The organism is Streptomyces sp. CRN 30, from assembly GCF_034105845.1.
The window spans coordinates 15,422-27,022 of the sequence record NZ_JAVRHI010000164.1; the positions used below are offsets into that span (position 1 = coordinate 15,422).

General features: G+C 71.3%; 7 protein-coding genes and 1 pseudogene. 4 read left to right on the forward strand and 4 right to left on the reverse strand.

Features of this window, described 5'->3' with window-relative positions:
- Positions 1–4: 4 nt before the first annotated feature.
- Complete coding sequence (locus UW392_RS16250; RefSeq protein ID WP_320775718.1) at positions 5–1,582, reverse strand: site-2 protease family protein; 1,578 nt, start codon at positions 1,580–1,582, stop codon at positions 5–7.
- A 173-nt stretch (positions 1,583–1,755) separates the two neighbouring features.
- Between UW392_RS16250 and UW392_RS16255 the strand changes: the two genes are divergently transcribed.
- On the forward strand, positions 1,756–2,871 hold the full coding sequence (locus tag UW392_RS16255) for a RecB family exonuclease (protein WP_320775719.1): 1,116 nt from the start codon (positions 1,756–1,758) through the stop codon (positions 2,869–2,871).
- A gap of 90 nt (positions 2,872–2,961) precedes the next feature.
- Positions 2,962–3,633 carry a response regulator transcription factor gene (locus tag UW392_RS16260; RefSeq protein ID WP_320775720.1) on the forward strand — a complete coding sequence of 224 codons (672 nt, stop codon included), beginning with the start codon at positions 2,962–2,964 and terminating at the stop codon, positions 3,631–3,633.
- A gap of 118 nt (positions 3,634–3,751) precedes the next feature.
- Here the strand turns inward: UW392_RS16260 and UW392_RS16265 are convergent, their stop codons facing one another.
- The 3 genes from UW392_RS16265 to metH form a co-directional block, all read right to left on the reverse strand.
- Positions 3,752–5,356 carry an ABC transporter substrate-binding protein gene (locus UW392_RS16265; protein ID WP_320775721.1) on the reverse strand — a complete coding sequence of 535 codons (1,605 nt, stop codon included), beginning with the start codon at positions 5,354–5,356 and terminating at the stop codon, positions 3,752–3,754.
- A gap of 360 nt (positions 5,357–5,716) precedes the next feature.
- Complete coding sequence (locus tag UW392_RS16270; RefSeq protein WP_320775722.1) at positions 5,717–6,415, reverse strand: HAD family phosphatase; 699 nt, start codon at positions 6,413–6,415, stop codon at positions 5,717–5,719.
- Positions 6,416–6,522: 107 nt separating this feature from the next.
- Positions 6,523–10,035: a methionine synthase gene (metH, locus tag UW392_RS16275; RefSeq protein ID WP_320775723.1), complete on the reverse strand. Its 3,513-nt coding sequence runs from the start codon at positions 10,033–10,035 to the stop codon at positions 6,523–6,525.
- A 315-nt stretch (positions 10,036–10,350) separates the two neighbouring features.
- On the opposite strand from metH, the gene UW392_RS16280 reads away from it, so the two are divergent.
- Positions 10,351–11,115 carry an IclR family transcriptional regulator gene (locus UW392_RS16280; protein ID WP_320775724.1) on the forward strand — a complete coding sequence of 255 codons (765 nt, stop codon included), beginning with the start codon at positions 10,351–10,353 and terminating at the stop codon, positions 11,113–11,115.
- 356 nt (positions 11,116–11,471) lie between these two features.
- Positions 11,472–11,601, forward strand: a pseudogene (locus tag UW392_RS16285) (aquaporin family protein); the annotation flags it as partial.

Here is an 11,601-nt window from a genome sequence, read left to right on the forward strand (position 1 = left end):
GCGTTCAGCTGGGGCGGGCCATCGCCTTGACGAACGCCCGCTCGACGTCGGCGGCGGACAGGACGCCGTAGATCTCGCCGGTGTCCTCGGTCACGAGGTACTCGGTCGCGGGGGTCGCGCGCAGCACGTCGAGGAGTTCCTCGCCGGCCAGCTCGGCGGAGACGCGCATGCCGTCGGTGAGGTCCTGGGCGAGGCCGCCGACCGGGACCCAGGGGCGGCGGTGCTCGGGTACGCCGACGATGGCGGCCTCGCGGACCAGGGAGAGGGGGCTGCCGTCGCCGTCGACGACGACCAGGGCGCGGGCCCCGGCGGCGTTGGCGCGGCGCAGTGCCTCGGAGAGCGGGGTGTCGGTCTCCACGGGGACGGCCCGCCGGGTCAGGTTGCGGGCGCGCAGTTCGGGGAGGTGTTCGCGCAGGCGGGCCATGCGGAGGCTGTTGCCTGCGCCGGTCCAGATGATCGCGGCGAGGATCGCGGCCAGCAGGGCGTCCATGACGGTGTCCATGCCGACGTTGTCCACGGCGTCGGAGCCGAGCGCCCCGGACTGGGTGAACAGGGGCAGGCCGATCAGGACGGAGAGGGCGAGGGCGCGGCCGACCCAGGCGGCGGCGACGGTTCCGCTCATCGGCTTGCCGGTGATCTTCCAGACGACGGCTCGGAGCATGCGGCCGCCGTCGAGGGGGAGGCCGGGGAGGAGGTTGAAGGCGGCCACGATGAGGTTGGAGATCATCAGGCCGGCCAGCAGGACGCCGGGGACGGTGCCGGGTTCCACGGGCTGCAGAGCCACGTAGAAGACGCCGGCGAGGACGAGGGAGAGCAGGGGGCCGACGAAGGCCAGGACGAACTCCCGGCCGGGGGTCTCGGCTTCCTTCTCGATCTCGGAGACGCCGCCGAAGAACTGGAGCTGGATGCGGCGGACCGGGAGTTTGAAACGGAGGGCGGCGACGGTGTGGGCCAGCTCGTGGACGAGGACGGAGGCGTAGAAGGCGACCGCGAAGAAGAGGGAGACCAGGTAGCGGGCGGCGCCCAGTTCGGGCAGGACCCGGTCGAGCTGGCCGCCGAAGACCCAGGTGATCAGGGCGGCGACCAGGAACCAGCTGGGGGCGACGTAGACGGGGACGCCGAAGGGGCGGCCCATCAGCAGGCCGCCACCGGGTTCGCGCCGGCGGCGGGAGCGACCGGAGCCGGTGGCGGAGCGGGCGTGGGAGCGGGGGGTGTCGGGGTCGTGGGGAGGGTGAGTCGTGCGGGGGGTGTGGGATGTGTGAGGGTCGGGAGCGCTGGCGGGTCCGGTGGTGCCACTGGGGCCACTGGGGCCACTGGGGCCGGACGTACCAGGCGTACCGGACGTGCCGCTCTCGCCGGTCGCATCGGACGTGTCCGGCGTCTGGCTGGCCGGGACGTCCGCCTCCCCGGGCACGTGCTCGCCGGGAGATGCGGGCTCGGCGGTGGGCGCGGCTGCGGTGTCGACCTCCGGGGCCCGGTCGGGGCGTGCGGGGTCGGAGGCACGGGCCGCAGACCCTGCGTGGTGCTCGGCCGACTCGTCGCTGCCGGACCGCGGCTGCCCGCTCCCGCCGCTCACGTCCACGGTTTCCCCTCGCTCGAAGCGTCTCCCGCGCCTGCCGGGCGGAAGGGTCTCATGTCGATGGTATGCGGCCGTCGCGTCCCGTTCCGCCCCGGCACCCCCGGGTTCCCCCTCCGTCGCGGACGTCACGCTCCGCGGCAGGGTCACTGTCAGTGGCGGGCCGTAGGGTCTGAGCCATGGAGACGAGCATCGAGGGTGTGGCGGCGGGTCCGGACGGTCCCGTGCCGCCGGTGACGGACGGCGAGGGCGGGGTGGCCGCGGGAGCCGCGGCGCCTGCCCCGCCCGCGACCGGGGCCGGACCGGCGGCCGTACCCGCCGCCTCGGAGCCACCGACGCCGACGGCTGCACCGGCGCCCACGCCGACACCCACCCCCACTCCCACACCGGCTCCGTCGTCATCTCCGTCACCGGCATCTCCGTCACCGTCAGACGGACAGTTCCCGGCAGCCACCCCTCGTCGTGCCCCCGTCGCCCCCGCCTCGCTCTCGCCCTCCCGGGCGGGGGACTTCATGCAGTGTCCGCTGCTGTACCGGTTCCGGGTGATCGACCGGCTGCCGGAGAAGCCGAGCGAGGCTGCCACCCGGGGAACGCTGGTCCACGCGGTGCTGGAGCGGCTCTTCGACGCTCCGGCGGCCGAGCGCACCCCACCGCGGGCCAAGGCGCTCGTGCCGGGGCAGTGGGACCGGCTGCGGGAGACCCGGCCGGAGGTCGTGGAGCTGTTCGCCGACGACCCGGACGGCGAGCGGCTCGCGCGCTGGCTCGGCGAGGCGGAGCGGCTCGTGGAGCGGTGGTTCACGCTGGAGGACCCGAGCCGGCTGGAGCCGGCCGAACGGGAGCTGTTCGTCGAGACGGAGCTGGAGTCGGGGCTGCGCCTGCGCGGCATCATCGACCGGGTCGACGTGGCGCCCACGGGCGAGGTGCGGATCGTCGACTACAAGACGGGCAAGGCGCCGCGGCCGGAGTACTCCGAGAGCGCGCTGTTCCAGATGAAGTTCTACGCCCTGGTGGTGTGGCGGCTGAAGCAGGTCGTGCCCCGGCGGCTGCAACTGGTCTACCTGGGCAGCGGAGACGTGCTGACGTACGACCCGGTCCCCGCCGACCTGGAGCGGGTCGAGCGCAAGCTGCTGGCGCTGTGGGAGGCGATCCGGCTGGCGACGGAGACGGGCGAGTGGCGGCCGCGGCCCACGAAGCTCTGCGGCTGGTGCGACCACCAGGCGCACTGCCCGGAGTTCGGCGGCACTCCCCCGCCCTACCCGCTCCCGGTGGTGGCGGCCGGCGGCGGCCGGGCGTAGCGCCCCTCCCGTGTCCCGGCCTGTGCCCCGGCCGCGTTCCGCGCCAGGGGCACAGGGCAGAATGGGGCCGGACTAGCGAAGGAGACTTACGTGGCCATCCGTGTCCTACTGGTCGACGACCAGCCGCTGCTGCGTACGGGCTTCCGGATGATCCTGGAGGCCGAGCAGGACATCGCGGTCGTCGGCGAGGCCGGGGACGGCCTCCAGGCACTGGACCAGGTGCGGGCGCTCCAGCCCGACGTGGTCCTGATGGACATCCGTATGCCCCGGATGGACGGTGTGGAGGCGACCCGGCAGATCACCGGTCCCGGCCGGGACGGCCCGGCGAAGGTGCTGGTGCTGACCACCTTCGACCTCGACGAGTACGTGGTGGAGGCGCTGCGGGCGGGGGCCAGCGGCTTCCTGCTGAAGGACGCCCCGGCCAATGAACTGGTGCAGGCGATCCGGGTGGTCGCGGCCGGTGAGGCGATGCTCGCGCCGAGCATCACCAAGCGGCTGCTCGACAAGTACGCCACGCATCTGCCCTCGGGTGAGGAGCCGGTCCCGGACACCCTGCACACGCTGACCGAGCGTGAGGTGGAGGTGCTGAAGCTGGTGGCGCGGGGGCTGTCCAACGCGGAGATCGCCGCGGACCTGTTCGTCAGCGAGACGACCGTGAAGACGCACGTGGGTCATGTGCTGACCAAGCTGGGGCTGCGCGACCGGGTGCAGGCCGCGGTGTACGCGTACGAGAGCGGTCTGGTCCGTCCCGGCGCGCAGTAGCGGCGCCGGGTCGCGTACCCGCGCAAGCAGGCTCGGGAGCACACCTCACGGCACGCGCAAGAGGGCGCCCCTCCCCCGGAGTTCCGGGAGAGGGGCGCCCTTCGGTGTGCGGGGCGGGTCAGTCGCTGACGCCGCGGCCGAGCTCCCAGAGCTGGAGCGAGGAGGAGGAGTTGAGGACGTACGAGGTGCCCGTGATGTCGTCGCGGGTGGCGACGTACTGCTTGCCCTGCCAGAGCGGGAGCAGCGGCACGTCGTCGGCGATGATGTCCTGGATGTCCGTGAGGCTCTCGGCGGCGGACAGCCGGTCGGCCTCGCGGCGGGACTCCGGGATCAGGTTGTTGATGATCTTGCTGTTGGCGTACGGGGAGTTCAGCGTGTTGCCCTTGTCGAGGAAGGGCGCGATGAAGCTGTCGGCGTCGGGGAAGTCAGGGAACCAGCCCATGCCGTAGACGTCGTACTTGCCGTCCTGCTCGGCCGGGCGGAAGGTCTCCCAGGGCGTGCCCTTGATGTCGATGTCGAAGAGGCCGCTGTCGTTGAGCTGCTTCTGGAGCTGCTCGAACTCCTTCTTCGTCGCCGAGCCGTAGTGGTCGGTGGTGTAGTGCATGGTCAGCTTGACCGGGGTGGTGACGCCGGCCTGCTCAAGGAGCGTCTTGGCCTTGTCGTCGCTGGGGTCGCCGTACTTGTTGAAGAACGAGTTGGAGTGGCCCGTGACGGTGGCCGGGACCATCGAGTACAGGGGCTCGGCCTGGGAGCCGTAGACGTCCGAGACGAGCTGGCTGCGGTTGATGATCTGGGCCATGGCCTGGCGGACGGCCTTGTCCTTGACCGTCGCGGCCTCGGTGTTGAAGCCGAGGTAGCGGATCTCCAGACCGGCGACCTCGACCACGTCGACGTCGCCGCCGGAGGTCTCGGAGAGCTTGTCGATCTGCTCCGGCGTCATCGCGCGGGTCATCAGGTCGATGTCGCCCTTGTCGAGGTCGGTGCCCATGGTCTCGGCGTCCTCGTAGGAGACCATCTGGACCTTGTCGTTGTTCACCGTGAGGCTCCCCGTGTAGTTGGGGTTCTTGGTGAACACGGCCTTGGCCAGGGTGTCTCCGTCGGCCTCCGCCTTGAAGGTGTAGGGGCCGGAGCCGGAGATCTCGAAGCCGTCGCGGAGCTTGTCCTTCGCGTAGTCGTCCGGGTCGACGATGCCGGCGACCGGGGTGGACAGCTTGAACGGGAAGGTGGCGTCCGCGGTGTTGAGGTGGAAGATCACCTCGCGGTCGCCCTGCGTCTCGACGGTGTCGACGGTGGAGAGCAGCGAGGCGACGCCGCTCTCGGAGTTGATGGCGATGGCCCGCTCGATGGAGTACTTCACGTCGGCCGCGGTGATGGGGTCGCCGTCGGCGAACTTCAGGCCGTCGCGCAGCGTGCAGGAGTAGCGCTCGTTGCCGGTGTCGGTGAAGCCGCACTGCTCGGCGGCCTCGGGCACCGGGTCGCCGTCGCCGCGGGGCTGCACCATCAGCGTCTGCATGGTCTGCCGCAGGATGTTCCACGTGCCGACGTCGTAGGCGAACGCCGGGTCGAGGGGCGCGGGGTCGTCCTTCGAGAGGCTGAACCGGTCCGTGGTGCCGACGACGATCGCGTCTCCGCCGCCACTGCCGCCGTCGGACCCGCCGCACGCGGCGAGCACCGGCGCGAGCAGGCCGACTACGGCCGGCAGCACCAAAGTCTTACGGTTCATGCTCGGGTTTCTCCAGGGCTGTCGAGTCCGGGTATCCCGCCCGCTGGGGTGTCGCGGCGGAACACGGGGGTAGGTGGCGAGGTTCTCGCGACGAGATTAGTCCGCGCCCGCACGGACGTTCGCAGCCGCCGGAGTTGAGGACCCATCACGCAGTGAAACCGGGTGCGGACAGACCGAAAACCCGACACCGGAAGGATTCGTGCACGGTTTCACCAATCGGGACACATGGGCACGCCCATGACCCCGGAAGGCCGTTCGACAGCACACGCACAGCTGTCTGTCGACCCCGTCGGCGGTGGCGAACGTCACAGATGGGCCGAGGTGGGCGGTGGTAGGAACGCGACGCAGCGCAGTCGTCCGTCATCCCGCCGTCATCAGTCCGCGCAAGAATGTCAGGTTGACTTCTTCCAGGGAGGTCACGACGGTGCGCCGCTCGGCCGGGGTGATGGGGGCGACCGACGGCACGGCGACGACGTGGCAGCCCGCGGCCTCGGCGGCGGCGACGCCGGTGGCGGTGTCCTCGACGACGGCGCATCTGCCGGGTTCCGCGCCGAGTCCGGTGGCGGCGGTCAGGTAGGGGTCCGGGTGCGGCTTGGTGCGCGGCACCTCGTCGCCGGCGACCGTGAGCGCGAAGTGGTGGGCGCCGAGGGTGGTGAGGACCCGGTCGATGATGCGCCGGTGCGAGGCGGAGACCAGGGCGGTGGGAACGCGGTGCTCGTGCAGCTCGGCCAGGAGGCGGCGGGCGCCCGGCATGAGCGGCAGGGCTTCGCCGATGCGCTTCTCGAACCCTTCGTTGAGCAGCACGGTCAGCTCGGCCAGCGTGATGTCGGCGCCCGTGGCCTCGATCAGGAAGCCCGCGCTGCGGCTCATGGGCCCGCCGACCACGACGTGGCGCCAGGAGTCGTCCAGGGTGTGCCCGAGGCCCGCGAAGACCTCGGCCTCGACATCCCACCAGAACCCCTCGGTGTCCACCAGGGTGCCGTCCATGTCCAGCAGCACGGCCTGCAGGGCGTTGCCTTCGGCCGGACGGATCGCGAGCGCGGGGACCGTACTGGTCATCCACCTACCTCCTTGAGGGACGATCAGGCCGGTTCCCGGAAGAGGGAACCGGCCTGCAGTGGACCGACCAGTGTACGTCGCCCGCGGCGAACCCGCCCGGGAAGGGATCAGCGGGCGTTGAAGTACTTCGCCTCGGGGTGGTGGAGGACGATGGCATCCGTGGACTGCTCGGGGTGGAGCTGGAACTCCTCGGAGAGGTGGACGCCGATCCGCTCCGGCTCCAGCAGGGCCGCGATCTTCGCGCGGTCCTCCAGGTCGGGGCAGGCGCCGTAGCCGAGGGAGAAGCGGGCACCCCGGTACTTCAGCTCGAACATGCCCTCGATGCGGTCGGGGTCCTCGGCGGAGAAGCCCAGCTCGGAGCGGACGCGGGCGTGCCAGTACTCGGCGAGGGCCTCGGCCAGCTGCACGGACAGGCCGTGGAGTTCGAGGTAGTCGCGGTAGGCGTTGGCCTCGAACATCCGGGCGGTCTCCTCGCCGATGCGGGAGCCGACGGTGACGACCTGGAAGCCGACGACGTCGATCTCGCCGGACTCCTCCGGGCGGAAGAAGTCGGCGAGGCAGAGCCGGCGGCCGCGGCGCTGGCGCGGGAAGGTGAACCGGGTGCGCTCGTTGCCGGCGTCGTCCAGGACGATCAGGTCGTCGTCCTTGGAGACGCAGGGGAAGTAGCCGTAGACCACGGCCGCCTCAAGCAGGTTGTCCGTCTGGAGCCGGTCCAGCAGGCCGCGCAGCCGGGGGCGGCCCTCGCTCTCGACCAGTTCCTCGTAGGAGGGTCCGGCGCCGGTGCGGGCCTGCTTGAGCCCCCACTGGCCCTTGAAGAGGGCGCCCTCGTCGAGCCAGGAGGCGTACTCCTTGAGCTGGATGCCCTTGATGACGCGGGTGCCCCGGAACGGCGGCTCGGGGACGGGGTTGTCGACGGCGACGTCGGAGCGGACGTGTCCGGCCTCGGGGCGCTCCTCGACCGCGACCGTGGCGGCCCGGACCCGGCGCTGCTTCAGTTCGGGGAGCTTGGCGCCCGGGACGCCGCGCTTGATGCCGATCAGGGCGTCCATCAGCCGCAGTCCCTCGAAGGCGTCGCGCGCGTAGCGCACCTCGCCCTCGTAGACCTCGTGCAGGTCCTGTTCGACGTAGGCGCGGGTCAGGGCGGCGCCGCCGAGGATGACCGGGAAGTCGGCGGCCATGCCGCGCTGGTTCAGCTCCTCCAGGTTCTCCTTCATGATCACCGTGGACTTCACCAGCAGGCCGGACATGCCGATGACGTCGGCGCGGTGTTCCGCGGCGGCCTCCAGGATCGCGGAGACGGGCTGCTTGATGCCGAGGTTGACGACGTTGTAGCCGTTGTTGGACAGGATGATGTCGACGAGGTTCTTGCCGATGTCGTGGACGTCGCCGCGGACCGTGGCCAGGACGATGGTGCCCTTGCCGTCCTCGTCGGTCTTCTCCATGTGCGGTTCCAGGTGGGCCACCGCGGTCTTCATCACCTCGGCGGACTGGAGGACGAACGGCAGCTGCATCTGGCCGGAGCCGAACAGCTCGCCGACGACCTTCATGCCCTCCAGGAGGACCTCGTTGACGATCTGCAGGGCGGGGCGGGCCTGGAGGGCCGCGTCCAGGTCGGCCTCCAGACCGTTGCGCTCGCCATCGATGATGCGCCGCTGGAGCCGCTCCTCCAGCGGCAGGGCGGCCAGTTCCTCGGCCTTGGAGGCGCGCAGCGACTTGGCGGTCGCGCCCTCGAAGAGGGCCATCAGCTTCTGCAGCGGGTCGTAGCCCTCGGAGCGGCGGTCGTAGATCAGGTCCAGGGCGGTGGTGACCTGCTCGTCGTCGAAGCGGGCGATGGGGAGGATCTTCGAGGCGTGCACGATCGCCGAGTCGAGGCCGGCCTTGACGCACTCGTCGAGGAAGACGGAGTTGAGCAGGATGCGGGCGGCCGGGTTGAGGCCGAAGGAGATGTTGGACAGGCCGAGGGTGGTCTGCACGTCGGGGTGGCGGCGCTTGAGTTCGCGGATGCCCTCGATGGTGGCGATGCCGTCCTTGCGGGACTCCTCCTGGCCGGTGCAGATGGTGAAGGTCAGGCAGTCGACGAGGATGTCCTCCTCGCGGATGCCCCAGTTGCCGGTGAGGTCGGCGATGAGCCGCTCGGCGATCTCGACCTTCTTCTCGGCGGTGCGGGCCTGGCCCTCCTCGTCGATGGTCAGCGCGATCAGCGCGGCGCCGTGCTCCTGGGCGAGCCGGGTGACCTTGGCGAACCGGGACTCGGGGCCGTCGCCGTCCTCGTAGTTGACCGAGTTGATGACCGCGCGGCCGCCGAGCTTCTCCAGGCCCGCGCGGACGACGGGGACCTCGGTGGAGTCGAGGACGATCGGGAGGGTGGAGGCGGTGGCGAACCGGCCGGCCAGTTCCTCCATGTCGGCGACGCCGTCGCGGCCGACGTAGTCCACGCAGAGGTCCAGCATGTGGGCGCCCTCGCGGATCTGGTCCCGGGCCATCTCCACGCAGTCGTCCCAGCGGCCCGCCAGCATCGCCTCGCGGAACTTCTTGGAGCCGTTGGCGTTGGTGCGCTCGCCGATCGCCAGGTAGGAGGTGTCCTGGCGGAAGGGGACCGACTGGTAGAGGGAGGCGGCGCCGGGCTCGGGGCGGGGGTCGCGCGCGGTCGGGGTGGTCCCGCGGACGCGTTCGACGACCTGCCGCAGGTGCTCGGGGGTCGTGCCGCAGCAGCCGCCGACCAGGGACAGGCCGTACTCGCGGACGAACGTCTCCTGCGCGTCGGCCAGCTCGGGGGCGGACAGCGGGTAGTGGGCGCCGTCCTTGCCGAGGACGGGCAGTCCGGCGTTGGGCATGCAGGACAGCGGGATGCGGGAGTGCCGGGCCAGGAAGCGCAGGTGCTCGCTCATCTCGGCGGGGCCGGTCGCGCAGTTCAGGCCGATCATGTCGATGCCCAGCGGCTCCAGCGCGGTCAGGGCCGCGCCGATCTCGGAGCCGAGCAGCATGGTGCCGGTGGTCTCGACGGTCACGGAGACGATCACCGGCAGGCCGAGGCCGAGGGCGTCCAGGGCGCGGCGGGCGCCGAGCACGGCCGACTTGGTCTGGAGCAGGTCCTGGGTGGTCTCGATCAGCAGGGCGTCCGCGCCGCCGGCGACGAGGCCCTCGGCGTTTCGCTGGTAGGCGTCGCGGAGCACCTGGTACGGGGCGTGGCCGAGGGTGGGCAGCTTGGTGCCGGGGCCCATGGAGCCCAGGACCCAGCGCTGCCGGCCGTCCCGCGCGGCGAACTCGTCGGCGACCTCGCGGGCGACCCGGGCGCCGGCCTCGGACAGCTCGTGGACGCGGTGCGCGATGTCGTACTCGGCGAGGGCGGAGTGGTTGGCGCCGAAGGTGTTGGTCTCGACGCAGTCCACGCCGACCGCGAAGTACTCCTCGTGGACCGAGCGGACGATGTCGGGCCGGGTCAGGCTGAGGACCTCGTTGCACCCTTCGAGCTGCTGGAAGTCGTCCAGGGTGGGGTTCTGCGCCTGGAGCATGGTGCCCATCGCGCCGTCGGCGACCACCACGCGGGTGGCGAGCGCCTCGCGCAGGGCGGTGACACGGGTCCGGGTGTCGGCGGACGGGGTGGACGGCGACGAGGCCATGAACGGGCTCCCTAGGATGCGACGGCTGTCGGCTTTGCGGCTTCCCGGGGGCATCGGTTTCGGACGCTCCGGGAGGGCGCACGCCGCAAGGGTAGCCGGGAGAGGGGTCCTGTGGTCAGACCGTCCACGGGACGGACGAGGATGGGGCGTGGCGCCGAAGGGGCCCGTCGCGCGCGGCCGCGGGGGCCGGGGGGTGTCACAGTTGCGGGTCGACCGTTGGCGAGAGGTCGGCATGGACCGGTACTGTTCGACATTGCCGAACAGTGGAAGTGACGTCGCACGTCGACGGTAGGACGAGACGGAGGCGCAACGGCGATGGCACGGAACATCCAGTCGCTCGAACGGGCGGCCGCCATGCTGCGGCTGCTCGGGGGCGGCGAGCGACGGCTCGGCCTCTCGGACATCGCCTCGTCGCTGGGCCTGGCCAAGGGCACCGCCCACGGCATCCTGCGCACCCTCCAGCAGGAGGGCTTCGTCGAGCAGGACGCCGCCTCCGGGCGGTACCAGCTGGGGGCGGAGCTGCTGCGGCTCGGCACGACCTATCTGGACGTGCACGAGCTGCGGGCGCGCGCCCTGGTGTGGACGGACGACCTGGCCCGCTCCAGCGGCGAGAGCGTCCACCTGGGCGTGCTGCACCAGCAGGGCGTGCTGATCGTGCACCACGTCTTCCGGCCCGACGACAGCCGGCAGGTGCTGGAGATCGGCGCGATGCAGCCGCTGCACTCGACGGCGCTGGGCAAGGTGCTCTCCGCCTACGACCCGGTGGCGCACAGCGAGGCGCTGGACACCGAGCGCCGGGCCTTCACCGACCGCACCGTCTGCGAGCCGGCCGCCTTCGAGCACGTGCTGGACATGACACGCGCGCGGGGGTACGCCGCCGATGTCGAGGAGACCTGGGAGGGCGTGGCGTCCATCGCCGCCCCGATCCACGACCGGCGGCGCATGCCGGTCGGCTCGGTCGGCATCACGGGCGCGGTGGAGCGGCTCTGCCGGGAGGGTGAGCTGCGCCCGGAACTGGTCGCGGCGGTCCGCGACTGCGCCCGCGCGGTCTCGCGGGACCTGGGCGCCGGGCGTTTCTGAGGCCCGGACAGGGCAGGTGGGACCGGGACGCCGGAGCGGCGTTCCGGTCTTCGGCCTACCCTGAGGAACAGGGCGAATGCCGCCAAAAAAGACAAGCGACCACAGACCCTGCCGGAAGATCGACAGAAACGATCGATCAAAAGCGTTCGTGTTTTCGATAACAGGACTCTTGACTCACGCGCGACGTCGGGATGAGACTCCGTCCATCGGTCGGCATTGTCGAACACCTACCGGCAATACGCGCTAGAGTGGACGACGCCAGAGGCCGGCATCGCTCTCATTCCCTGAGGGCGCCAGAACACCCGGACGGACCCGGGGGTTCGGCTAACCCTGGACGAAGGACAAAGGAGTCGCGGGTGTCCAGCTCCGACATCTTCATCGGCGAGACCATCGGTACCGCCATACTCATCCTGCTCGGCGGCGGTGTCTGCGCCGCCGTCACCCTGAAGGCCTCCAAGGCACGCAATGCCGGGTGGGTCGCCATCG